The organism is Wolbachia endosymbiont (group A) of Andrena hattorfiana (assembly GCF_947179565.1).
Classification (GTDB): domain Bacteria; phylum Pseudomonadota; class Alphaproteobacteria; order Rickettsiales; family Anaplasmataceae; genus Wolbachia.
Map to the genome: position 1 here is coordinate 110,004 of NZ_CAMXBT010000003.1, position 24,590 is coordinate 134,593.

A 24,590-nucleotide genomic window follows, 5' to 3' on the forward strand; every position below is an offset into this window, starting at 1 on the left:
ACTTTACTACTGTTAAAATTTTCTGTAAATCGAAGTTAGAGAATAAGGTAATTTTATGCTAAATACTAACAATACGGTTAATTATGAAATTAATGTTAAACGAAAGGAAAAAAAATACAGTTGGTCTATTGTATTTGCTTGGTTGTACTTAAAAACGATTGGACGAATACTACCAAAGAAATGGAACAAATGGGCGGAAAATATTCTATCTAATAAAGTAACATTTCAAGATACGATAATGCAGACCGAATGTGTTGAAACAACGGGTAGAAATATTGGAGCTGACTTAAAACCTGAAGTGGCAGAAAAAGGGAGCCAGAGTGAAATAATGAGTGAAGATGAAGGAATTTACTCTGAAGTAAGTAGTGGATCTACTGATGAGAGTTTTGATGCTAAATTAAATGATGAATTCATTGATGAAGACTACAATGATATGGAAGAAGTATGCACAGAAGATGATAAAGAATTGAATGCACAACTGGAGGGTGTAAATCAGGAACTAGAACTTGAACGTTTACAAAATGCCTTCTTAAAAAAGGAAAATGAGGATTTGGAATCTAAACTTGCAGAATGCAAAAAAGATTATGAAGATCTCCAAGCAGAATCAGAGGAAAAATCTCAGTTGATATTTGAACGAATCGATATGAAAATAAATAGTTTAATGCGGTTAAATGAAGGATTAGATGAAGATTTACAAGGAAAAAATCAAAAACCTGCAGAACAAGAGAAGTTGATTGAGCAGCTAAAAACGGAACAGAAGCAAGTAGAAGATCAATTGAAAGCTGATATTAAGAAACTACAGGGAGAAAAAGAAAACATGGAAGAACAATTAAAAATAATGCAACAACAACTGTTAAATAATCAAGAACAACAAAAGTTGGAAGAAAAGTTAAAGGATGTTGATAAAAGGTTAGAAGATATTGATGGAGAAACTCAAAAATCACAAGGACAAACAAAAACTAAAGCGTCAGATACAGTGAGTTTGGTAAGCACAGTATCTACTGCAAAATCAACTACTGGTTCTATGAAATCAACTCAGTCAAACGGTTCAAAGGTTTTCTCTAAGCTTTTTGGGGATAAGAATCTCAATAACTTTTTATCTAGGAAAAACGAGGAGTTAAAAAAAGGTTTTCCTGAATTTAAAGAAAAGCACTTTTGCCATAACGTGCTTAATGAAACTATAAAGTCTCTATTAAATCAAGATGATGGCAAATTTGAAAGCAGTAAGCTGCTTGAATTATTAGAAAGTAATTTGAAACAATCCGCAAGGGAGATCATAGAAGCCAAGGTTAAAGAAGTTGTCAACGAACATTGTCACATTGGAAAAAATGTAGGTAAAGAACTATGAGATGGCACGTTAAAAGCCAAGTTGTCATCTTCTGTTAGAAAATGCGTAAAAAAATTAGAATTTAACAAACAAGAAGAAGGGGTAAATAAGATTGTAGACTCTATCTTGCACAGCTTTAATAGCAAAAATAATAATAATAACGACTCAGGAGAATTACTTAAAGAAATTGTTGTGAAAGAGCTAGTAGAAGCTAGAATGAGATTTTTTTCAGATAAGATTCAAGAGTTACAGCTGACATCAAGCATAAGAGATAAATTTTTATCTCCAGATCAGAAAATGTGTAATCAAACTCAAGGAGGAGTAAACGAATACCAATTAACAGAAAAAGCTAAAAAAGAATACACACCTAATTCCTCGATGAGTCACACTAATATTGCAAGCATACATTCATTGAACAGTCGGAAAGCAGTTAGAGTAGGCTCTTAGCATAAAGCACCAGCTCCTCTTTTGTTAAAGTGTAGGAGCTGTCTTCCCAATGTTGTTTTAGCAACTCCAAGCTCCTACCTAAACTTTTTCCTGGCTGGTGACCTATACTTATTAAATCATCGCCAGATAAAGGAAATTTTGGAATATTGAATGTATTAGCAAACGAAATGTATTTATCAACATTTTCTCCAGACTCAACACCACAAATTTTTACTAAATCACAATATAATTCTCTACCAAATAAAGATATGTATTTTTTTTGCTCTTTTTCTGAGAGTTCTGTTTTGATATCGTTGGATAATAAAAATAACAGCTTTTTCTTTTGCTTGTTTGAAAGACGTAGAAACTTACTTACATATTCTCCAAGACTTAGCCTGTCATTTTTGGTGGTCCTAAGGAGTAACGCTAATTTTACTAGTGCATCAGTGCCGAAAAGAAGTGACGAAGACAGAATTTTGCATTTTACTTCTTTTGGGATAATCTTTTGCAAAACATCAGATTCTTGCATGCTCTTAAGTGTTGGAAAAGGATCATTGCACTCCAGCAATTTAAGTATTTCATCTCTTATTCTCTCTCCAGAGAGGTTTTGGATCATATGCGAATGCTTTTTGCATACGCTTAGTATTTCATCACTCAAATCTCCGACACATATTTTTGCATGAAAACGAAATGCTCTTAAAATACGTAGATAGTCTTCTTCAATTCTATCTTCAGCGTTGCCTATAAAGTTTAACCTTCGCGCCTTTAAGTCCTCTATACCACCAAAGTAATCATATATATGGCCATGCTTATCTGCATATAGAGCGTTAAATGTAAAGTCACGCCTTGAAGCATCAGCTTGCCAATTATTAGTAAATTCTACTTTCGCATGCCTGCCGTCACATTTCACATCATGCCTTAGTGTTGTGATCTCAAAAGATCTTTGATTTAGAACCGCAGTTATAGTCCCATGTTTTAAGCCAGTTGGAATAGTTTTTATATTACGGAGTTTTAGCGCTTTCATCACCTGATCAGGAAGCAAATTGGTAGCGAGATCAATATCATGGACATCACGCTGCAAAATTGAGTCTCTCACACACCCGCCGACAAGCCTAGCCTCACCACCAAATTTCTCTATAGCATCAATGATTAAACTAGTTTCATGGTCAACTTGCATTTAGGTTAGTACGTACTGCAAGTTCATATTATATGAAATGCTTGCAAAAGCCCTATATAAAAATATACAGGGCTATGAAGATTTACTTTACAAGTATTGGTTGCTGCTGATGAAATGGTTGTTCTGCCATCGATTCCGTACCACATCTTGAACTTAGTAAACTTGAAGGGTTTTGCTCTTCAGAGCGCTCTATGCGCTGCTTTATATCACTAACGCACTGCTCTACAACATCACAAATTTTTCCATTAGCATTTTCTGCCAATAACTCATCAAATCTCTTTTCAACCTCTGCTCTTTTAGGGTTGTCTTTTGAAACGTTACAATATTCTAAGATCTCATCTAGCTGCAGTTTTTTTGCTAATAGAAAGTCTTCTTGCTCTTGCTGCTGTCTTATTAATTCTTGAGTTACAATTTCAGCTCTAGAGTAATGATTCCCTCCAAGATATATTGTTTCTCGCTCTTTACTACCCCATAACTCGTCATTTAATTTATAACTCTCACGATTAAATACCTGATTTAACTGATCATCATTATTTATCATTTGTGGATCTGGCTCAAACTTTTGTTGCTTCTCTCTACCGCTAACTTCACAATGGACATTAATTTCAATATTAGCTAAAGAAGCTAATATCTGAACTTCTTCAATGAAAGGAAAATACCTTTTATTTTCTATTGCTCCTAGATAGGCTTGATAGAGTTCAGGTTTGTCAAGAAATGAGCATGTAATAAATTCACTGTTATATTGGACATCGTACTCATTTTCACCAAGGGCCTCTGCATATTCTCTTAAATCACGCATAGCTTGATCATGCGATATATTAAATTTGCTAACAGCTTTACTTACTAACCTCTTCACATTACCTTCAGCATTTTTAATTTTCCTATTTGTTTGCTCAACCAACTCCTTTATTCTATCAGACTTACCAGTTAAATCCCCTGGCTTGTTTAAAAACATATTAAAAACCTTTTCTAGCTGAGCTCTTAAAGGAGCTGGCATACTTACATCATCTAAAGATGTAAATTGACTTAAAAATTTGTGCCATTCCATTCTCATATCTTGCGCTCTTTCAGCTTTATATGGACCAGAGCTATTATCACCAAACACAGCATGAAAAAAACAATTGCCGTCGCCCGCAGTATTATACTTAACTACTTGACTATTAGTTGGTAATTTCCGTTCCCTAGATTGAAGCATAGTTTTTACCTTAATTTAAGCTATATATTACTATACCAACAAAACTGTCAATAAGTAACTAATTAAGTATAGCAGAAATTTTTAAATTATGCAATAGTTATAATTTTACATAGCAAATATGAGCTTTAACTGTGGTATAGTTGGGTTACCAAACATAGGAAAATCAACCTTATTTAATGCGCTTACAGAGTCAAGTGCAGCCGAAGCTGCAAATTATCCTTTCTGCACAATCGAGCCAAATATAGGCAAGATTTCGATAAAAGATCAGCGTTTGAAACAAATCGCAGCAATTGCCGGTTCAGAGAAGATAATTTATAATCAATTAGAAGTTGTGGATATTGCAGGTCTTGTAAAGGGCGCAAGCAAAGGTGAAGGACTCGGCAATAAATTTTTAAGCCATATCAGAGAAGTTGATGCCATCGTGCATCTGCTTAGGTGCTTTATAAATGATGATATTAACCATGTACACAATGAAATAGATCCAATATCAGATGCTGAAGTGGTGGAAATGGAATTAATCCTAGCTGATATTGATAGCATAGAAAAAAGGCTTCCTCAATTGGAAAAGAAAGCAAAACAAGGTGATAAAGAGCTAAAGAGACAACTTGAATTAATGCAAGAGGTATTAGCTACTTTAAAACTCGGTAAACCTGCAAGAAGTTTGGAAAACATGGACGAAGCCGAAATGAAATCACTTCAATTGCTGACAACAAAGCCCGTTATGTACGTTTGCAATTTTGAAGATACAAATGTTATAACTGGCAATGAATTATCTCAAAAGGTAGAGAGAATGGCGGAGGAAAATAAAAGCAAATTTTATTGCATTTCAGCAAAACTTGAAGCAGATATTGCAAATCTTGATAGTGAAGAGGAAAAACAGAGTTTTTTATCAGAATTTGGCTTACAAGAATCAGGCCTTGATGGAGTAGCGCGTATTATGTATGAAGTGCTGAGTATGATAACTTTCTTTACTGTGGGCCCCAAAGAAGCACGGGCATGGCCAGTAAAAATAGGATCAACAGCTGATAAGGCAGCAGGTGTAATCCACACTGATTTTGAGAAAGGCTTCATAAAAGCAGAAACTATAAGCTTTGCAGACTACATAAAGTATGGAAGTGAATCAGCTTGCAAAGACGCAGGAAAAATTCGCTTTGAAGGCAGAGATTATATCGTACAAGATGGCGATATAATACACTTTAGGTTTAATGTGTAGCTTTCTGGGGAGAAGAAACTCCTCCTTCTACAGTGTATTCGTTTAGGGGAGAGGTTTAAGAAACAATTGACCTTACCCAGAAAAAGTAATGCAAAAAATCTATTGGTTTTTTATAAATAAAATCCTAAGGCATTTTTTACTGTAGATTAATCATTTGATTATAGTATCATCTTAATTAAGCTTATGCTTGGAATATTTATGAAGAGTATTTTATACTTTGTATTATTAGTTGTTGTATTTGGATCACTGAGCCTATTTGCTGTAGAGCAATTTGAAGAAAAGAAAATTGAATCAGTTCATAAAAACGAAAATGTAGGTGTAAGGAAGCAAGATAGCACAAATCAAAAAGATGAGTTGAAAAGCAACGTCGATGCTAAACAAACACAAGAGGCTGAGAGCAAAAGAGTAACCGATAAAGAGAAACTGCAACACAACGAGAATAAAGCTTCTGTGGTTGAAAAAACTATAAGTGAAGGTGAAAGGATTGATAAAGATTTGCCAAATGACCAGCTAGAAGAAAGTACAGGCGAATTTGCTCGAAATTTACCAAATGTGGCCAATAAAGAAGTGAATAAAGATTTGAAACCAGAGCCTTTGCCTTTAAGTGCTGATTTAAATGAGAATACAACTGACCCGCAAAAAAATCTACAAGCTGATCAGAAGATTGATATAAAAGATAATGAACTTTCAAAAAGTGATGCGAGTCAATTATTAGAGGGAAAAAAAGAAAAAGTAGAGAATCAGTTTGAAGAAAAAAAAGTGAAAGAAACAAACAATAATTCTAAGGACCGCAATAGAGTAAAACCTATAACTAAAAAAGATGAAGAAGAGCAAAGTGAAAAGAAAAATTTACAAAAATGGACAAAGCTAAACAGAGAACCAATAAAAGAATGGGGTCATAAAGATATACAAAGCAAGTCAATATATAAACGACAATATGATAGCCTTAATGAGCATCTTCCTACAACTGTATTTATTGATGATTACAGTAAGCAATTTTTTTACTGTATTAAGAAAAATAACTTACCTTGCTTAAGAGGAATAATGAGTAAGCTAGAAAAAATTGGATTAACAACTCAAGAGATACTAAGGTTTAGAAATAAATTGGGTGATACTCCTCTCATTTATTCAGTTAAACAAGGTGAGGTAGACATAGTGCGCTTTCTCTTATTACAAGGCGCTGATCTTAGAGTAGTTAATAATAATTTTCAATCCCCAATTGATATAGCAATCGAAAAAAAGCAGATCAATATAATAAATGCGATTGCCGAAATGATGCCACACCTTTTGGAGGATAGAAAAATAGACAATAAAGAAAGCTCAGCAATGTACGATTGGGCTGTGAAAACGAAAGAAAACAATGAGTCGCAGTGCGATAAGCAAGATGATTAGATTTTTGATATTAATTTTAGTTGGTCATTTATGTTATGGAAACGAAACAAATGATGAAAAAAATCAGATTAGTGATTTTTTAAACGCTCTACATGATGCAAAATACATATCTTACAGTAAAAAAGACTTTGCTGAATTTTTGGTGCAGTGCCACAAAGAGGGCGTGCCAGAAGATTTTAAGAAAGGTTTTGGTTCTAACTTAAATGGAGCTAATCTTAGCCAACTGTACCTAAGTAAATCTGTTTTTGATGGAGTAAGTCTGATTGGTGCCGATTTTTCTAACACCGATTTATCCGACGTGTCTTTTATTGATGTTGATTTACGTGGTGCTAATTTCTCCAATGCTAATTTACGTGGCATTAAAATAAAAGGTACAAATTTGAGTTTTACAAAATTTGTTTCTGCAAACTTAACAGATATCGTATTTGATCAGTCTCATGTTAGTTATGCTGATTTTATCAGTTCCGATCTCAAAAAAGTAAGTATGCACAACGTAATTGGTTTGCATACTAATTTCTCGAATGTGAAAATGAATCTCTCCAACTTATCAAACTCGAATGTTAGCTACGTAAATTTTAATGATAGTGAAATAAACGATACTGTTATGCAGAAAAATAACCTTGATAATGCAAGTTTCTTTGGAGTGGATGCATATAAATTAAAGATACAATTTTCTTCATTAAAAAATGCTAACATATATGGTGCAGAGTTAAAAGAATCAGACTTTACAGGTAGCAATCTTTCCGATGCCTGCCTTAATTCTTCTATCATAATTAACAGTAACTTCGGCGAAGCTAATTTAAGCAACACACAAATTTCCTATGTGAATGACGATAATTCAAGTTTTGTTCAATCTATACTAAATGGTTCCAAGATAAAACATGTATATGTTTCTGGAGCAAGTCTTCAGGATGCTGATTTATCCAATATTGATTTTAGTTTTAGTGAACTGCATCAAGTTAATGTCTCTAATGCTGACATTCGTCACGGAAAGTTTCATAATACTAAAGTTGCGAATTCTGACATGAATGGCTCATTTTTTGACCATTCACTATTCACCTCTGCGAAGATAGAAGATTCAGACCTTTCTACAACTTCAATGTATAAGATAAAAATCCAAGACTCTCAAGTTTATAACAGTACACTTTTTCACCATAATATTGATTCCAGTGAAATAGAAAATTCAACATTCTTTAATTTATTAGCTGATAATTCGAGCTGGTCCAATTTAAAAGTAACTAATTCAAATTTTATTGAAAGCGATTTCAGATCTTCTTTGCTTCACGCTAATGCCTTTAGGAAAACTAGCTTTTTTCTTAGCAACTTGAGCAATTCAACAATTAGTGATATGTCTTTTCACTCTTCAAGCATATATAAAAGTTCAGTTGCTGATGCTCATTTAACAGATTGCAAGTTCGATAATTCAATTTTGATTGACAATCAAGGGCAGAAAAAACTTGCAGGGTTAGAAAATGCTATAACTTCAATTGGAGATTTGCAAGAGAAAATATCACAGGGTGAAAAATTTAATGTAAATTATTCTTACTTTGAATTTAAGAATATGAATTTAGAAAATGCTGATTTTTCTAATTCAACATTGAGTAGAGCAAAGTTTGTAAACGTTAATTTGAATAAGGCAAATCTTGAAAAAACCGATTTGCGCTATACTGTCTTTGATAACTCTTCTCTCATTGGCACCAACTTATCAAATTCTAATTTAGAAGGTTCTAGCTTTTTAAACTCTGATCAAAAAAGCGCCATGTTAAAAAATGCAAAGAAAAATGACCGTAAAAAGTGAGGGCGTATTATTGGTTCTATCCTCCCCTTCTGGAGCTGGAAAAACTACTATATCAGCAAAATTACTTGAGCGATCAACTAATTTAGTTAGGTCTGTTTCTACGACTACGCGCAAGCCTCGCCCCGGCGAAATAAATGGAAAAGACTATTTTTTCGTTACCGAAGAAAAATTTCACGAGTTATGCGAAGCTGGTCAGATGCTTGAATACGCCAAAGTTTTTGAGAATTTTTATGGTATACCAAGAGATTTTATAGAGCAAAACCTGAGCAGTGGAATAAGCGTTTTACTAAGCATAGACTGGCAAGGAGCATTTCACTTATTCAAGCTCATGAGAAAAAAAGTTGTGAGTGTTTTTATACTTCCCCCTTCAATGGAAGAGCTTAGGTTGCGTTTGCAAAAGCGTAATAGTGATGATGCAAGCGAAATAGAGCGCAGATTAGCCGAAGCTCAAAAAGAGATAAGCAAACGTGATAAATATGATTATGTAATAATCAATGATGATATTGATAAAAGTGTAGAAGAGATAAGCTCCATACTAAATAAAGAAAGACTTAAAAAACTAAAAGAAAAACCAAGTCTGGAAGATTTATAAAAGCATCGATCTGCAGCTATAGTTTCTTATCCTATAGCTATACCGCCGCGAACCGTCATACCGCCGTGGCGCTAACGAGTAGCGGAATGACGGTTTTTCAAATTGTCGTAAGTCAGTTTAGCTATATTTTAGCCAGTAGCACGTTTTGCAGTTACTCACTTTAGCTATATTTATTATTTTTTAAGATTAAATGGTTAAAATAGTAGACAACTGTTCAAGTGAGGATTTGACTATGATAACAGATTTTCTAATAGAAACTAGTTTTCTGCCTTTCTACCTATATTTTGATCACATATACAACGTTTAGCTCAATTTAAAAGTCAAACTTCTTGGTTGTTAGTTTAGTGCTGACAACTTAAATAGCTTTTAATATTGGGGTTTTAGTATGGGTATAGATCTAAGCGCACTAGCTACTAATGCAGATAAATTAGACGAATGCATAGATAAAAATAAAAAGCGAGAGCAGGATAGAAAAGACAAGCAATTGTATGGCACTATAGAGAGAAAGGTAAAAAAAGAAAAACACAAGCGTGAAAAACCAAGAGGTCAAGATGGAACCCTCAAGAAGTGCAAAAGGTTATTTGAGGAAGGTGCTAGCTCTGAAGTATTAACTAAATTAGAAGAATCACTTAGAGAACAAGAAAAATATTATAGGTATTATGTCCAATGCTTCCTTCCAGTGCTAGATGAAGTAATAGAACGATCGAAAAAAACACCAAATGAAACAAAAGAGCGAGTAAAGCAAGCAATTTCAGAAATTACTTATGATAGCAAATATTGTTTTACCCACAACCAAAATGATCGTAGAGACAGTGAAACAGAGAGTGGCTACGGTAGCGATGTTGAAGATGATCATGAAGTAGAAATAAGCAACGGAATAACGAATAATAATGTTCAATTACTAAAAGCGATCAAAAATGGAAATAACAGGAAATTTAGAAAATATCTAAAAGATTATACGGATATTAGCAGCATAAAAGATGAAAAAGGAAATAATATTTTACACCTTATTGCATCGCTCGAAAAGAAACAGAAATGCAAGTTTCTGGGTATCCTAATAAAAACGGTCACCAAGGAAGATTTAGCACAACTCATTAATAGTGAAAATCAGGACGCTCTTCAGGTGGCACTAATTAACAAGATAACAAAAGAAAAACATGAGTCTCATACGGTCCAAAATGATGATAACACACTTAAGTTTCTTACAAAATTGTTAGAGCATGGAGCCAGCTCTGATAATTTAGGATTATCTACAAAAGAATTACAAGGCTTAAAAGAAGAGCAAAAGACATACTATCGTAATTTCTTAGAAAAATTAGCAGAGCAAGGAAAGAAATCTAAATTAAAGCCAGAAATAAAAATCAATACAGAAGCAAAAATTAAAGAAATTATACCACATACCATAAATACTCCAGATAGTAATGATAATTATCAATTACATTTAGCAATTAAAAATAATGATAAAGAACTTTTTAAAGAACTATTGCAAAAAGGGGCAGATATTAGCCTTAAAGACACAGATGATAATAATGCTTTACACTTGATTGTTAAACCTGAAACAAAACAAAAACTTAAACTTCTCCATATATTGCTAGAAGCAAGCCAAAAAGAACAATTTATAAAAGCTGTAAATGATAAAAAAGAAGTGCAAACACCGCTCCATCTGGTACTCCAGCGCATACAAGAAAAGAGTAAAGAATCTTCATTGAAAGATAAAATAAAAAATGTAGTAAAAAAAGAATTTAAGGATACTGGCAGGTATCAAGCCTTAGAGTTATTTCTACAAAATGGCGCTGATATTACCATGCAAGATAAAGATGAAAAAAATGCTCTGCACTATATTGCTTCATTCAAAGGAGAACAAAAAGTTGCATGTTTGAAGTTGATTTCAGATAAAGATAGATTTAGTAATGCTGTAAATATTACTAACAAGGAAGAACAAACACCTCTTCATCAGTTGCTTCAGCATATAAAAGAAAAGAATGAGGATCGATCATGTACAGATAGAAAATTTGAAAAAACAAATAGATATAAAGCCTTAGAGTTATTTTTACAAAATGGTGCAGATATTACTGTGCAAGATAAAGATGAAAAAAATGCTCTGCACTATATTGCTTCATTCAAAGGAGAACAAAAAGTTACATGTTTAGAGTTGATTTTAAATTCGGTGGAAAAAGAGAAATTTAGTAAAGCTGCAAACGCCACTAACGAAAAAGAACGCACACCACTGCAAGTAGCGCTAATTACTAAGACGACAAAGGATAAACATAATTTGGTCAATCCTAAGAGCCGTGATAACACGATCAAGTTCTGTGTAAAATTAGTGCAAAATGGTGTTGATCCAAAGCAGTTAATACTACCCGAAAGATTATGGAGCAAAGAGTATTATAAAATTATAAAAGGAATAGAGAAATCAATGGGTAGAGCGCTTATTCCAGATGATATGAGAACTGAACTGAAGTGCAATTTTGGCAAGAAGTTAAAAGCACGCGATATTGTGAAGTATGTCAATAATGTTGTTTGTAAAGTAGTGACAACGCTTGTATTTACTGCTTTAGCCTGTGCGGTAATATTCAGCGCTTCTCAAGGAAGTATTACAATTGCAACTGCCTCATCTATTATAGCAGTTATTGGAGTTTGTTATCTTATTTACTTGAATTTAGAAAATATTTATGAAGGATTTGGAAAAATTAAAGGAAAGTTTACTGAAGAAAAGCAACTTACACTTCAAGATAACGCACCAAAAAATGATACACAATGCAATAACTCTGTTAAGGATATAGAAAATAAGTCCAACGATTTAGAAGAGCAAGAGGTGCAAAAATCATCAAGTCAATCAGAATATACAGAAAACCCAGCTACTAAAATGAGCGATGTATCAATACTACGTCAATTCATGAATAAGCTAGTAGGGAACGTTCTATAGCTAGCCTAAGTTCTACAATTTGATATGCCGTCATTCCGCTACTCGTTAGCGCCGCGGTATAGCAAATTTTGCACCTGTTCACTTTAGCTATATACCAATATTTATCCTTTCTTAAAACTAAACATTTAAAATAGTAGATAATCGTTGAAGTGAGGTTTAACTATGATACTAGCAGAAACGCTCTTCTGCCTGTATTTCAAATACATATACAACATTTTAAAATTTAAAACTAGCTTTTTAGTTGTTAGTTCTCAATCTCAAATTGTTGACACTTACAACTACAAAGATACACAAATAGTTAGTTTTTAGTGAGGCTTTGGTATGACAAAAGAAAATTCTACATCTAGTGAGTTAGTACACAACAATGAATTATTGAGCATTATAACGAAAAAAGTAACAAAAGGAAAGCACAAACACCTACACCCAGAAGTTGGGAAAGACAAGACTCTCAACAAATGCAAGGGATTGTTCAAGGAAGGGGCTAGTCCTAAGATATTAACCGAAGTATTAACCAAATTAGGAGAATCACCTGAAGAACAAGAAAAATATTATAAGTATTATACTCAACACTTCCTTCCAGCATTGAAAAAAGAAATCAAACAGTCAAAAAAACTAGACCCAACAAAAAAAGAGGAGATAGAACAAGTAATTTCAGAAGCTATTAACAAGAACAGCAAAAAAGATCATCCTGATAACGTTGATCAAAATGAAACTGGTTGTAGAGGGAGTATGGAGAGTAAAAACGAAAGCGGCAACAGTGGCGAAGCTGAAGATAATCATGACGCTAGTAAGAAGCATTCAATCAGTAGTGCTAACACAATAAGTGAAGATCAAGAAGTAGAGAACGGGATAACGGGTAAAAGTGAAGACAGTGGAATTGAAAGCGGCAACAGTAGCGAAGCTGAAGATGATCATGCTGACGAGAAAGACCACATTTCGGGTATTACTGATAAGGAACAGCCAATATTCAAAGTAATCAAAAATGGAGATTAAGGGAAATTTAGAGAATATCTGAAAGGTTGCACGGATATTAGCAGTGTAAAAGATAAAAAGTAAAATAATATTTTACACCTAATAGTTACACAATTAGAGAAAAAACAAAAGTTTGATTTTTTAAATACAGTACTAGATGTGAGTAAGAAGGAAGGAAAAGAGCAACTTAAAGCACAACTTGAAAAAGCTGTAAACGATAAAAATGGCAACGGTCAAACACCACTGCAAGCATTGTTACTTAGTAAAGTAACAAAAGAAAAACATAGTTTTGAGACCACACCTAGAAAAACTTTAACACCTTTAAAAAAACTTATACCACACTACGACAATACAATAGTATCTGCTATACAATTGCTCAAATTAGGAGCAAATATTGATGATTTGCAGTTGTCTAAAGAAGAATTACAGGAGTTAAGCGAAAAACAAAAAATATATTATCTTAACTTCTTAGAAAAATTGGCAGAGTCAGTAAAGAAGTCTGAATTAGAACCAGAAATAAAAACCAATACAGAAACAAAAATTAAAGAAATTATAGGGTATACCATAAATACTCCAGATAGTAATCCATTACATTCAGCAATTGAAAATAATGATAAAAAACTTTTTGAGGAGTTACTACAGAAAGGGGCGGATATTATCCTGAAAGACACAAATGGCAACAATGCTTTACATCATATTGCTTTACTTAAAGGAGAGCAAAAAGTTGCATATTTGGAGTTGATTTTGAATTTAGTAGAAAAAGAAGTGATATCTCAAGATAAATTGAGAGAAGCTGTAGATGCTGCCAACCAGAAAGAAGACACGCCTCTACAAGCGGTGCTAAAAACAAAAGCAAGGAACAATTTTTGATTCAACAGTTAGTTGTAGCAATACAACAAAGTTTTGTGCAATGCTGCTAGAAATGGGCGCTGATCCCTGTTTTCTAGAGTTGGAAGGTCAAACATTTGATACTAAAAAGTATTATCTAACTTTACTTAATTTAAAAGAATATCCAAGAATTACACAAGAAGCACAAAAAAAGGTTAGAGAGCTAAAGGAGAAACTCGAGGAAAAATACCACTGTAAAACTGCTTCAAAAAAATGTCAGTCTTGCATTGAAAAAGCAGGTTCTTTTATAGAAAAAACAGCATCTACTACAGGAAAAGCAGTATCTGCTGCTGGAAAGTACATAGATCCAGCAAAGAGAACCCGTCAAACATTAATATCCATAACAACGGTTATTTTCATTTCAGCTGTAGCACATGGTGCCTCTCAGGGTTACATTGGGGCCCTTGCCGCTTTATTCCTCGCAGCTATTGCTATAGCTACATGTCTTGCTCTCACTTTAGGGTTTAGTGGTGTTAAGAAATGTTTTGAAAAACTAACTAATAAAACAAAGAACTCTACTGACAATGACCGACAGACAAAGCGTGCAAGAAATCCAAAAAGTGAAATGAAAGATACATCAACAAAATCTCCCGCAGATGGGTTAACAATATAACTAGTATACCCTCTTTTCCGGAGCGATGAAGTCAATTTCATCGCTCAGAGTTTTTTCAGCAACTTTTTTGTAGTCAATTTTTACGTTAATTTGCCCTTTCTTTTCTTCAAGCCACGCTATAGTGTGCTTCATCCAGTTTTTGTCATCACGCTCAGGAAAATCTTCACGAGCATGGGCACCTCTGCTTTCCTTGCGATTGGCTGCGCATTCCATGGTAATAACCGCTTGTGGGATCATATTGGCAAGCTCTAGTGCTTCAACTAAATCACTGTTCCATATCATACTGCGATCCTCAAGTGAAATATCAGGCATCATTTTTGCTACCTTTTTTATAGCTTTTTTACCTTCTTCTAAAACTTCAGCAACACGGAACACTGATGCGTACTTTTGCATAGTGTTCTGCATTTCACTGCGTATTTTTGCCACCCTAAACTTTCCAGAAGCAAACCGCATTTTACTAAACCTATCTATTATCCAATCTGTACAATCTGAGCTCAATTTTTTATGTGGTGTACCGGATTTTAGTTTCTCTTTTGCTCTGAGCGCTGCAGCTCTACCAAAAACCACAAGATCAAGAAGTGAGTTAGAACCAAGTCGATTTGCACCGTGCACAGAGACACATGCAGCTTCTCCAATTGCAAATAGTCCATCTACCACTTCTTCCTTACCTTGCTTCAGCGTGATCACTTCTCCATGATAACTGGTTGGAATGCCGCCCATGTTGTAGTGAACAGTTGGAATAACAGGTATTGGACCTTTAGTGACATCAACTCCAGCAAAAGTTCTTGCGGTTTCGCTGATGCCCGGCAATCTGAGTTTTATTATTTCCGGATCAAGATGCGCTATAGTTAAATACATGTGATCTTTTTTCGGTCCAACTCCCCTTCCCTCTCTAATTTCAATTGTTATTGCACGACTTACCACATCACGGGAAGCTAAATCTTTTGCTTTTGGTGCGTAACATTCCATAAACTTTTCGCCCTGAGAATTAACGAGGTATCCCCCTTCTCCACGGCACCCTTCTGTCATTAAGCACCCTGAGCCATATATTCCTGTTGGATGAAATTGTACAAATTCCATATCTTCAAGTGGTAACCCAGCTCTCACCACCATGCCATTACCATCACCTGTGCAGGTATGCGCACTTGTTGCAGAGAAATAAACACGTCCATATCCACCTGTTGCTAACACCACTTTATGCGCACGAAATTTATGTAATGTGCCGTCGCATAGCGACCAAGCAAGAACTCCGCAGCATGCTCCGGTCTCATTATCCATAATTAAATCAATCACAAAGTATTCAACAAAAAATTCAGCGTTGAATTTAAGACACTGCTGATATAGAGTGTGAAGGATTGCGTGCCCAGTCTTGTCTGCTGCCGCACAAGTGCGCTGCGCTGATTTTCCTTTACCAAAGTGAGTTGTCATTCCACCAAAGGAACGCTGGTATATTTTGCCATTTTCTGTACGAGAAAAAGGTACGCCAAAATTTTCAAGTTCAATAACAGCTTTAGCAGCGTTTTTACACATATATTCTATTGCATCTTGATCACCAAGCCAGTCTGAACCTTTTATTGTGTCATATGCATGCCAGCGCCAATCGTCTTCACAAATATTACCTAAAGCTGCACTAATTCCGCCTTGTGCTGCAACTGTATGACTTCGTGTAGGGAAAATTTTAGAAATGCAGGCAACTGAAAAATTAGTTGCAGCCATCCCAAGCGTTGCTCTGAGACCTGCTCCACCTGCACCCACTACTACCACATCATACTCATGTTCTATGATCTCATACACTGACTTATCCATATTTGCTTATTTTATCATTACAGGCTTATGATATCACAGAAGTAGAAAAAATCTATACAAGTTTTCTATAGCTAATACCAATTCTCATTATTAGTGAACCACTTTTTCATCCAATAATTTTGATCTTAATGCCATTTAAACCTCGCTATTTTACTTACTTCAGGTGGAACATACAATAAAATGGTTGAGTCTTTATCTGGCTTGCATCCATCGGTAGTTATTACACTAAATGAACAGGAAGTTGGTGGAATGATAAAAGAAACGATTACTCAAAAATTTTCTGAAATGGCCAGGGAAAACCTTGGCAATTTCTCTGAGGAAGAGCAGGAAAAGATTCGTAATGAGTTGCCGGAATTATTGTCTAAAACAGTAAGATAGCTACACGCTTAGCTCTTGAGAAAAAGTGTCAGGGGTTTAGCAGTGGACTAGATAATGATAAAAAGGAGGAAATACTAGGAGAATGTATGAGTAATTTATCCTATGTTGAACTGGAGAATCAAAACGAAGTGGTAAGGTAAATTATATTTCATTAAAGTCATTTATCTTGAAACATAAGCAGGATTTTGTATAGTTGTTTCAATTTGGGTCTGTATATTGAAACAATGCGTGAAAATGACAGGTCATTGTACAAGAGGTACCTAATTTGCCGACAAGAATGCTAGATAAAGAAACTTACATTTCAATTATTTCATAATTTCTGTATAATCTTACAAGCTCAATTGGTATATTATGAAGATAATAATAGGTAATGCTAGTAAAGAATTAGGGGAATCAGTAGTTAACCGGCTAGATGTTCAACCATCCTCTGCTTGGGTATCAAAGTTTACCGATGGCGAGGTAAATGTAGAAGTAGCAAATGATCTATATAATCAAGAAGTATACATAGTACAATCTCTTTCTCCCCCTGTGAATGATAACCTTATGGAGCTTCTGCTTATAATTGATGCAGTAAATAGATTAGGAGCCAAAAGGATAGTAGTAATTATTCCTTATTATGGATATAGCAGACAAGATAGAATTATCAAGAACAATGATATGCAATCTGCTTTAAATGCCAAATTAGTTGCAAATCTTATTCAAACTGCAGGTGCAAGTAGTGTTGCAGTGATTGATTTGCACTCAAGTCAAATTGAAGGATTCTTTGATGTACCGATAACTAATTTGAACTGCTTTGAAGCATTTGTTGACTGTATACACACGGAAAATTTGGCAATTGTTGCACCTGATGTTGGAGCAATTGGCAGAGCACGTGCTTTTGCAAAGACTTTAGAGGAAAAGTACAAGATAGGGTTAAGTGATAAGATTATTGTAGTAGATAAATATAGGGAGAAAGCAGGCACATCTCAAGTAATGAACATAATAGGAGAAGTTGCGAATAAAAATTGTGTCATTGTTGATGATATAGTTGACTCTGGTGGAACATTGTGTAATGCAGCCCTTGCTTTAAAAAATTGCGGAGCAAAGTCCGTAATTTCATGCATCACACATGGCGTGCTTTCAGGAAGTGCAGTTGAAAAAATTTCTTCCTCATCTTTAGATAAATTAGTGATTACGGATACTATACTTCACAAACTTGAAAAAACTGGTAAAATAGAAGTTGTTTCGGTCGTAGATATTTTAACTCACTTCATCCAAGGAGGTAAAGATGCCAGCTAAGTCAACAGAAGACGTTATTACTTCACTAATAGAATTTGCAAATAAGAGAAAAATAACAATTACCAAGGAAGAAATGCTTAAAATTGCACAGCTTGTAAGGATTAAGTTATCAAATGACGAGATTGATCACTACTCCAAAGAACTGACAATGCTGGATTGGATACATGATACTTTATTACAAGTTAATACTGAAGGTGTTTCTCCTATGCGTTATGGCAGTATAGACAAGGACATTCATGTACGCGATGATGTTATAAATTCTCAAAACATTAAAGAAGAGGTATTGTCCAATACAAAACCTGAGCATGGGTATTTCGTAGTGCCAAAGGTTATAAACGATTAGGGTAAAATAAGGCTCATATCAATTCTATAATAGATCTACTTTCAAAGTATCCGTTCAGCAGAGTGGCAAAACAGGTATAGCTAACCCAAGAAGGTTTCCCTACGTCATACCGCCGCGGCGCTAACAAGTAGCGGAATAACGAATTTGTTGTTTTTCAAATTGTAGGTAAACCTAAGCCACTTTAGCTATAGTTTACTTGCCCCATGATTTTCTTTATTATCAGATATTGCTTTAAATAATATGGAGGGGTAAGTTGTCAGCAATTGCCATTATTGATTTTGGTTCACGTACGATATCGGTAGTTAACATTAGCTACCTGAGGGTCAGAGTCGCCTTTCTTAAAGATATTTTAAGTATACTAGATGTGTTATTGATACGTGATAATAAAACTGGGGGTTTTTATGGAAACATCTGAATTAACTTTACTCGACTTACAGGATTTGCTTGAAAGTTTGAAAAGGCATGTGCGTAGTGAAGTAGAAAAATATGTAGATAAAAGGGTAGAAGAAGTCAAAGATGAGGCAGTAACATATATAATAAATAAAGTATTAAACAATATGGTGGGTAATGAGCCACTAAATGAGCTCAAAATAGATAAACCTAAAGAAATTGTGCAAGTTGATGATGATGGCTTAACGCAAAATCAAAAAGTTATTAAAGCTCTTTTTATAGGTAGAACACTTGTTGGAGAATATAAAAAGAAAATGTATAAAGTTACAGTCAGTAATGAGGGAAAGTTTATTTAAAATGGGGAAGAATATAGTGCTCCTTCTACGGCTGGCACAAGAATTACCGGTAAAAGTTGCAACGGTTGGGATTTTTTTTAAGTATGCCTTGACCCCAAAGAAAAACTGAGGACTCTGAGTCACCACCGTGCAAAGTTTCTGTCAACTCAAAATAAATCATAGCTAACGTTTAAGTCATACATCAAAGCTTTTAAGAGGTCTTAGTTTACTTACTTCTTTATTTTCTTTATTATCAGGTATCACTTTTAAATAATATGGAGGAGCAAATTGTCAGCAATTGCCATTATTGATTTTGGTTCACAATTTACACAGCTTATCGCAAGACAAGTCAGGGAAATGGGTGTGTATTGCGAAATATTTCCAAGCAACATCAGTTTTGAAACAATATCAAAATTCAATGGGTTTATTCTCTCTGGAGGACCACAATCTGTAAATGATGATTGTTCTGAAACAAGTAGAGTAGTACATGAAATTATAAAACTTAATAAGGCAACAAACGTTCCTATACTTGGAATATGCTATGGACAGCAACTCATTTGTCATTATTTTGGAGCAAAAGTAAAAGAGAGTTTCAAACAGGAGTTTGGCAGAACTAAAATCAAGATACTAAAAGAATCCCCCATTATAAAGGGTACCTGGGATGTTAATTCTGAAGTGGATGTATTAATGAACCATGCGGACAGTGTTGATACTATACCACAGGGATTTACTGTTATCGCATCAGGTGTGATAAATCAAACAATTGCAATAATTGTCAACGAACAGCGGAAGATTTACTGTACTCAGTTCCATCCTGAAGTGAGGCCCACAACAAATGGCAGTAAATTGCTCTCTAACTTCTTGGATATTGCAAATTGCGAGAGAGACTGGACAATGAAATCGTTTATTGAAAAGCAGAAGGAAAAAATCAAAAATGTAATAGGAGAGAAAAAAGTAATCGCTGCAGTAAGTGGTGGGGTTGATTCAAGTGTTGCAGCGGCTCTCACACATAAAGCTATAGGAAAACAATTGAACTGTATTTTTATCGATACTGGGTTGTTACGCAAGAACCAGACCATTGCTATGTTGAAAGAAATTCCGATAAACTACGTTGATAAATCAAATTTATTTTTGAGTAGGTTAAAGGGAATAACTGATCCAGAAAAAAAGCGAAAAATTATCGGTAACGCTTTCATTGAAGTGTTTGAAGAAGAAGCAAAAAAAATAGGTGATGTGGATTTTTTGATGCAAGGTACCATCTACTCTGATGTAGTTGAGTCAGGGCATGCCTCAGACAACACTAGTACAATTAAGTCTCACCATAATGTTGGTGGGTTGCCAGAAAAGATGAACCTGAAGCTAGTAGAGCCTTTACGCTACCTCTTTAAGGATGAGGTAAGGCTACTTGGAAAAGAAATTGGGCTTTCAGACGAGATAATATTTCAACATCCATTTCCTGGACCCGGACTTGCAGTGAGGATTATAAGTGAAGTCGATGAAGAAAAGGTGCGAATATTGCAAGAAGTAGATGAAATATATATTAATACGATGAAAAATTACGATCTATACGATAAGATATGGCAAGCTTTTGCTGTATTACTACCAATAAAAACTGTAGGCGTCATGGGAGATGGTCGTACATACGGATATGTTTGTGCTTTAAGGGCTGTAACATCGTCTGATGGTATGACGGCTGATGCATTTCCATTTGAAGATAAGGATCAGCATTCGCTAGTGTTTTGGGACTTTTTACAGAATGTTGGCAGTATAATTGTTAATAACGTTTCCGGAGTAAATAGAGTTGTCTATGACTTAACTTCTAAACCACCAGCAACCATTGAGTGGGAGTAAATCAAAAAGTCTAGTCATCCCGCTACTTGTTAGCGGGATCTAGAGATACTGAGGCGGTATGACGAATTTGTTGTTTTTCAAATTGTAGGTAAACCTAAAGCTATAGAAAAAAAGAAGAACCAGTTTCTTAGTTCTTCATTGACATAATCCACTTCATATGCCATAATAAAATTTTATATCTTGGAGAAGGAAATGACATTAAGGTTAATACTACAAGAAGTCAACAGTAGTCCAGATCTGAGTAAGGAAAATTTAATTGATAGAATTAAAGATAAGCTGCAGCAGGAAAATCAACTTATATATGATGAGTGGAAAAAAAGCGAATTTGATATAAATTACACGTTTATAATACTCAAGTGCAATTTATTACTTATAGCAGCTGAAAATGGCTATGAAAAAGTAGTAAGATACTTAATAAAAAACGGAGCTAATGTTAATGTACAAGATGAATGGGAAAAAACCTCCTTACATTATTCTGCTCAGCATGGGCATACACAAGTAGTAGAAGTTTTGCTAGAAGAAGGAGCAGGCGTTAATGCACAAGATGAAGATAAAGGGACTCCTTTGCATTATGCTGCCAAACACGGGCATACAAAGACAGTGAAATTTCTACTAAAAAATGGAGCTAATATCAATCTACAAAATAAAAATAGATATACCCCTTTGAGTTGTGCTTGGCATAGTAAATATCCAGAAATGGCAAAACTTCTGCTAAATTATGGTGCAGACCCATCATGTATACATAGGCCTAAAGCTACAAAAGCAGGAGCCGTTGGGGTTGTTATATCTGCTGTTGTAGTTCCATTAGCACTCGTTTACGCTACTGCATTACCTGCACTAGCAATAATTGGAATTACTGTAGCATCTGCACTGATAGTTGGTAGTATTACCTATGGAGTTACATATAAGTCATCAGAGCATTCATTAAACAGTAAGCTAAGTGAGGTTAGCTGCAGTAATGTTGATGGAAATAAACAAACTGTACAACCATAGTTACTAATTTACCACAGTAACTGCGCCGTGGCAGTGTTTGTACTTCTTCCCAGAATTACAAGGGCACTTGTCGTTTCTTGAGACTTTAGGAAGTCTGCTATTTCTCGCAGAATGTAAACTATTGCCTATCTCTTGGTTGTCTGCCAACTTAAAGTGTGCTAAGCGGTGAATGGTAAGTTCTTTCCACTTTTCAAGCATCGACTCAAACATTAAGAAAGCTTCGCGTTTAAATTCATTCAGTGGATCTTTCTGCCCCATGGCACGTAAGCTTATGCTTTGTCTTAAGCTTTCTAAAGTTGAAAGGTGCTCCCTCCATAAATGATCAAGTGTCATTATCATTACTTGCTTCACGATCGTATTCCACAAATCTGTAGTGTGCTGACTGTTGAAATATTTTTCTTTCTCAGTAAAAAATTCTTGTATCTTATCATTTATATAATTCAAAGCTTCTTGTTTGTTTAAAAACTTTGCTAAATCTTCTTTATCAAGCGTTATTCCATACCTTGTATGGAATTCTTTGACTATATCTTCAATATAATCCTCATAATAGCCACTTTGGATTATACCTTCTACTATGCTCTCATTTACTTCGCTATATACTTCAAGTAAATCATTAATTTCGTTGCCTAAGATATTGTTTCTCTGCTTAAAAATAACTTTACGTTGGTTGTTGATTACGTCATCAAACTTAAGCAAAGACTTCCGCACATCATAGTTTCTAGCTTCAACTTTCTTCTGCGCCTTCTCAAGTGCCTTATTGATCCATGGATGATGAATAGCTTCGTTATTCTTTAACCCTACTTTTTGTAAAAAGCTTCTCATTCTATCAGAACCAAATATTCTCATTAGGTCATCTTCAAGCGATAAAAAGAACTTAGAAAGTCCAGGATCCCCCTGACGACCAGAACGGCCGCGTAATTGATCATCTATTCTCCTGCTTTCATGTCTTTCGGTTCCAACCACGCATAAACCACCAGCTTTTATAGCAATTTCCTTATCTTTTTTTACTCTTTTGACTATTTCTTGGTATTTTTTTTCTCTTTCATCAGCATTTTTTATCTTCTTTAGCTCTACCTTTGCAATCATTTCAGCGTTTCCACCGAGTTGAATATCAGTTCCACGTCCTGCCATGTTAGTTGCTATAGTGATACTACCTGGCACTCCAGCTTGTGCTATTATGTACGCCTCTTGTTCATGATAACGAGCATTCAATACTGAATGCTTAAGAGAATGGCTTTGCAAAAGCGCAGAAAGCTTCTCTGAGTTTTCGATGCTTACCGTGCCAACAAGGACCGGTTGAAGGCGTTTGTGGCATTCTTCTATAAACTTCAACACAGCATTAAATTTTTCTTTTCCTGTGCCATAAATTTCATCATCAATATCAACTCTTTTTACAGGTACATTAGTTGGAATTTTTACTACATTTAGTCTGTATATATCACGAAACTCTTCTGCCTCTGTTGCTGCTGTTCCAGTCATTCCGGAAAGTTTATTGTACATACGAAAGTAATTCTGAAATGTGACCGATGCTAAAGTTTGGTTTTCATGCTGAATTTCAAGATTCTCCTTCGCTTCAAGTGCCTGATGAAGACCATCGGAATATCTCCTGCCCTCCATCATACGCCCAGTAAATTCATCAATAATCACTACCTTGCCATCCTTTACTATATAATCTTTATCAGCAGTAAACAGCTTATGTGCACGTAATGCTTGGTCTATATAATGAGTCATTATCATGCTGTCAGTATCATAGAGCGAGGAATTTTCAGGAATGAGGTTGTATGACCTGAGTAGTTCTTCCACTCGTGAAATACCATCTTCAGTAAGGAACACTGCCCTACCCTTTTCATCCACCTCATAATCAGAGTCAACTAATTTGGTTACTATTTTATTGATATGCTTATATATCTGATTGTTTTCCTCAATCTGGCCAGAAATAATAAGCGGAGTGCGAGCTTCATCAATGAGTATTGAGTCTACTTCATCAACTATTCCGTAGTGAAAGCCTCTCTGAACCATGTCTTCTTGAGAAAATTTCATATTGTCTCGCAGGTAATCAAAGGCAAGCTCGTTATTTGTGGAATACACGATATCTGCATTGTAAGCCTCTTTTCTCTCTTCGTCTGTCAAGTTATTCGTGATAAACGCAACAGAAACCCCAAGAGAATTATATAATTTGCTCATCCACTCTGTGTCTCGTTTTGCAAGATAATCGTTAACAGTTACGACGTGCACGCCTTTCCCTTCTAAAGAATTAAGGTATGCAGCTAAAGTTGCAACGAGTGTCTTTCCCTCTCCTGTTTTCATTTCTGATATCATGCCGTTATGGAGCACCATTCCACCGATCAGTTGAACATCGAAGTGTCTCATGTTAAGAAACCTTCGAGAGGCTTCACGCACAACTGCAAATGCAGGTACGAGAAGATCATTTAACGTTTTCCCATTTTTCAATTCCTGTTTGAATTCTTGAGTTTTACCAGCAAGCTCCTCATCAGATAAGCTCTGCATTTCTGTTTCTAATGCATTTATTTGCTGAACAATTTTCCTAAAGGATTTTATTATCTTCTTGTTTGTTGACCCAAATATCTTTCTTATAAAAAAGGATGACAACGTAAAAATGAAAAATATAAGAATGGCTGTCAAAATTAGCGGAGAATCTAGCATAAACTTAAGTAACGTCTTATTTAATATGAGATT

General features: G+C 34.9%; 21 protein-coding genes. 17 read left to right on the forward strand and 4 right to left on the reverse strand.

Annotated elements, in window-relative coordinates:
- The first annotated feature begins 55 nt into the window (after nucleotides 1-55).
- The gene (locus OM966_RS05455; protein WP_264329125.1) at nucleotides 56-1,348 is read left to right on the forward strand and encodes a hypothetical protein; all 1,293 of its coding nucleotides are present in this window, start codon (nucleotides 56-58) and stop codon (nucleotides 1,346-1,348) included.
- 21 nt (nucleotides 1,349-1,369) lie between these two features.
- Nucleotides 1,370-1,774: a hypothetical protein gene (locus OM966_RS05460; protein WP_264329126.1), complete on the forward strand. Its 405-nt coding sequence runs from the start codon at nucleotides 1,370-1,372 to the stop codon at nucleotides 1,772-1,774.
- Here OM966_RS05460 and OM966_RS05465 read toward each other — a convergent pair.
- The gene (locus OM966_RS05465; protein ID WP_264329127.1) at nucleotides 1,758-2,930 is read right to left on the reverse strand and encodes a CCA tRNA nucleotidyltransferase; all 1,173 of its coding nucleotides are present in this window, start codon (nucleotides 2,928-2,930) and stop codon (nucleotides 1,758-1,760) included. The genes OM966_RS05460 and OM966_RS05465 overlap by 17 nt on opposite strands.
- A gap of 82 nt (nucleotides 2,931-3,012) precedes the next feature.
- Complete coding sequence (locus OM966_RS05470) at nucleotides 3,013-4,125, reverse strand: hypothetical protein (protein ID WP_264329128.1); 1,113 nt, start codon at nucleotides 4,123-4,125, stop codon at nucleotides 3,013-3,015.
- Between the two features lie 118 nt (nucleotides 4,126-4,243).
- On the opposite strand from OM966_RS05470, the gene ychF reads away from it, so the two are divergent.
- The 8 genes from ychF (at nucleotide 4,244) to OM966_RS05510 (ending at nucleotide 14,519) form a co-directional block, all read left to right on the forward strand.
- Nucleotides 4,244-5,338: a redox-regulated ATPase YchF gene (gene ychF / locus OM966_RS05475; RefSeq protein ID WP_264329129.1), complete on the forward strand. Its 1,095-nt coding sequence runs from the start codon at nucleotides 4,244-4,246 to the stop codon at nucleotides 5,336-5,338.
- 198 nt (nucleotides 5,339-5,536) lie between these two features.
- Entirely contained in the window at nucleotides 5,537-6,730 is a 1,194-nt protein-coding gene (locus OM966_RS05480) for an ankyrin repeat domain-containing protein (protein ID WP_264329130.1), read from the forward strand.
- Complete coding sequence (locus OM966_RS05485; RefSeq protein ID WP_264329390.1) at nucleotides 6,723-8,528, forward strand: pentapeptide repeat-containing protein; 1,806 nt, start codon at nucleotides 6,723-6,725, stop codon at nucleotides 8,526-8,528. The genes OM966_RS05480 and OM966_RS05485 overlap by 8 nt, the downstream gene beginning before the upstream one ends.
- Nucleotides 8,512-9,120, forward strand: coding sequence for a guanylate kinase (gmk, locus tag OM966_RS05490; RefSeq protein WP_264329131.1), 609 nt, complete (start codon nucleotides 8,512-8,514; stop codon nucleotides 9,118-9,120). Before OM966_RS05485 ends, gmk begins: the two co-directional genes overlap by 17 nt.
- A gap of 385 nt (nucleotides 9,121-9,505) precedes the next feature.
- Nucleotides 9,506-12,046, forward strand: a complete 2,541-nt coding sequence (locus OM966_RS05495; RefSeq protein WP_264329132.1) for an ankyrin repeat domain-containing protein — start codon at nucleotides 9,506-9,508, stop codon at nucleotides 12,044-12,046.
- 321 nt (nucleotides 12,047-12,367) lie between these two features.
- Nucleotides 12,368-13,039: a hypothetical protein gene (locus OM966_RS05500; RefSeq protein ID WP_264329133.1), complete on the forward strand. Its 672-nt coding sequence runs from the start codon at nucleotides 12,368-12,370 to the stop codon at nucleotides 13,037-13,039.
- 138 nt (nucleotides 13,040-13,177) lie between these two features.
- On the forward strand, nucleotides 13,178-13,888 hold the full coding sequence (locus tag OM966_RS05505) for an ankyrin repeat domain-containing protein (RefSeq protein WP_264329134.1): 711 nt from the start codon (nucleotides 13,178-13,180) through the stop codon (nucleotides 13,886-13,888).
- Between the two features lie 40 nt (nucleotides 13,889-13,928).
- A complete protein-coding gene (locus OM966_RS05510) occupies nucleotides 13,929-14,519 on the forward strand; it encodes a hypothetical protein (protein WP_264329135.1) in 591 nt (196 codons plus the stop codon).
- Here the strand turns inward: OM966_RS05510 and sdhA are convergent, their stop codons facing one another.
- A complete protein-coding gene (gene sdhA, locus OM966_RS05515; RefSeq protein WP_264329136.1) occupies nucleotides 14,520-16,325 on the reverse strand; it encodes a succinate dehydrogenase flavoprotein subunit in 1,806 nt (601 codons plus the stop codon).
- Nucleotides 16,326-16,505: 180 nt separating this feature from the next.
- On the opposite strand from sdhA, the gene OM966_RS05520 reads away from it, so the two are divergent.
- The 7 genes from OM966_RS05520 to OM966_RS05550 all read left to right on the forward strand — a co-directional run bounded on the left by OM966_RS05520 (nucleotide 16,506) and on the right by OM966_RS05550 (nucleotide 21,893).
- On the forward strand, nucleotides 16,506-16,703 hold the full coding sequence (locus tag OM966_RS05520; RefSeq protein ID WP_264329137.1) for a hypothetical protein: 198 nt from the start codon (nucleotides 16,506-16,508) through the stop codon (nucleotides 16,701-16,703).
- A 351-nt stretch (nucleotides 16,704-17,054) separates the two neighbouring features.
- Nucleotides 17,055-17,981 (forward strand): ribose-phosphate diphosphokinase, encoded by a 927-nt coding sequence (locus OM966_RS05525; protein WP_264329138.1) that lies wholly within the window; start codon nucleotides 17,055-17,057, stop codon nucleotides 17,979-17,981.
- Entirely contained in the window at nucleotides 17,971-18,324 is a 354-nt protein-coding gene (gene gatC, locus OM966_RS05530; RefSeq protein WP_264329139.1) for an Asp-tRNA(Asn)/Glu-tRNA(Gln) amidotransferase subunit GatC, read from the forward strand. The genes OM966_RS05525 and gatC overlap by 11 nt, the downstream gene beginning before the upstream one ends.
- 253 nt (nucleotides 18,325-18,577) lie before the next feature.
- Nucleotides 18,578-18,739 carry a hypothetical protein gene (locus OM966_RS05535; protein WP_156488180.1) on the forward strand — a complete coding sequence of 54 codons (162 nt, stop codon included), beginning with the start codon at nucleotides 18,578-18,580 and terminating at the stop codon, nucleotides 18,737-18,739.
- Entirely contained in the window at nucleotides 18,726-19,070 is a 345-nt protein-coding gene (locus OM966_RS05540; protein WP_264329140.1) for a hypothetical protein, read from the forward strand. The genes OM966_RS05535 and OM966_RS05540 overlap by 14 nt, the downstream gene beginning before the upstream one ends.
- Nucleotides 19,071-19,337: 267 nt before the next feature.
- On the forward strand, nucleotides 19,338-20,900 hold the full coding sequence (gene guaA, locus OM966_RS05545; RefSeq protein WP_264329141.1) for a glutamine-hydrolyzing GMP synthase: 1,563 nt from the start codon (nucleotides 19,338-19,340) through the stop codon (nucleotides 20,898-20,900).
- 192 nt (nucleotides 20,901-21,092) lie between these two features.
- A complete protein-coding gene (locus tag OM966_RS05550) occupies nucleotides 21,093-21,893 on the forward strand; it encodes an ankyrin repeat domain-containing protein (RefSeq protein WP_264329142.1) in 801 nt (266 codons plus the stop codon).
- Between the two features lie 3 nt (nucleotides 21,894-21,896).
- Here OM966_RS05550 and secA read toward each other — a convergent pair whose 3' ends face one another.
- On the reverse strand, nucleotides 21,897-24,557 hold the full coding sequence (secA, locus tag OM966_RS05555; RefSeq protein ID WP_264329143.1) for a preprotein translocase subunit SecA: 2,661 nt from the start codon (nucleotides 24,555-24,557) through the stop codon (nucleotides 21,897-21,899).
- Nucleotides 24,558-24,590 lie beyond the last annotated feature (33 nt).

Excerpts from the sequence above, each read along its gene's own strand:
- gmk (WP_264329131.1), top strand. The coding sequence starts at position 8,512 with ATGACCGTAAAAAGTGAGGGCGTATTATTGGTTCTATCCTCCCCTTCT.
- OM966_RS05500 (WP_264329133.1), top strand. The coding sequence starts at position 12,368 with ATGACAAAAGAAAATTCTACATCTAGTGAGTTAGTACACAACAATGAA.
- OM966_RS05525 (WP_264329138.1), top strand. The coding sequence starts at position 17,055 with ATGAAGATAATAATAGGTAATGCTAGTAAAGAATTAGGGGAATCAGTA.
- sdhA (WP_264329136.1), bottom strand. The coding sequence starts at position 16,325 with ATGGATAAGTCAGTGTATGAGATCATAGAACATGAGTATGATGTGGTA.
- OM966_RS05550 (WP_264329142.1), top strand. The coding sequence starts at position 21,093 with ATGACATTAAGGTTAATACTACAAGAAGTCAACAGTAGTCCAGATCTG.
- ychF (WP_264329129.1), top strand. The coding sequence starts at position 4,244 with ATGAGCTTTAACTGTGGTATAGTTGGGTTACCAAACATAGGAAAATCA.
- gatC (WP_264329139.1), top strand. The coding sequence starts at position 17,971 with ATGCCAGCTAAGTCAACAGAAGACGTTATTACTTCACTAATAGAATTT.
- OM966_RS05520 (WP_264329137.1), top strand. The coding sequence starts at position 16,506 with ATGGTTGAGTCTTTATCTGGCTTGCATCCATCGGTAGTTATTACACTA.
- OM966_RS05485 (WP_264329390.1), top strand. The coding sequence starts at position 6,723 with ATGATTAGATTTTTGATATTAATTTTAGTTGGTCATTTATGTTATGGA.
- OM966_RS05480 (WP_264329130.1), top strand. The coding sequence starts at position 5,537 with ATGAAGAGTATTTTATACTTTGTATTATTAGTTGTTGTATTTGGATCA.
- OM966_RS05455 (WP_264329125.1), top strand. The coding sequence starts at position 56 with ATGCTAAATACTAACAATACGGTTAATTATGAAATTAATGTTAAACGA.
- OM966_RS05470 (WP_264329128.1), bottom strand. The coding sequence starts at position 4,125 with ATGCTTCAATCTAGGGAACGGAAATTACCAACTAATAGTCAAGTAGTT.
- OM966_RS05510 (WP_264329135.1), top strand. The coding sequence starts at position 13,929 with ATGCTGCTAGAAATGGGCGCTGATCCCTGTTTTCTAGAGTTGGAAGGT.
- secA (WP_264329143.1), bottom strand. The coding sequence starts at position 24,557 with ATGCTAGATTCTCCGCTAATTTTGACAGCCATTCTTATATTTTTCATT.
- OM966_RS05495 (WP_264329132.1), top strand. The coding sequence starts at position 9,506 with ATGGGTATAGATCTAAGCGCACTAGCTACTAATGCAGATAAATTAGAC.
- OM966_RS05540 (WP_264329140.1), top strand. The coding sequence starts at position 18,726 with ATGGAAACATCTGAATTAACTTTACTCGACTTACAGGATTTGCTTGAA.
- OM966_RS05465 (WP_264329127.1), bottom strand. The coding sequence starts at position 2,930 with ATGCAAGTTGACCATGAAACTAGTTTAATCATTGATGCTATAGAGAAA.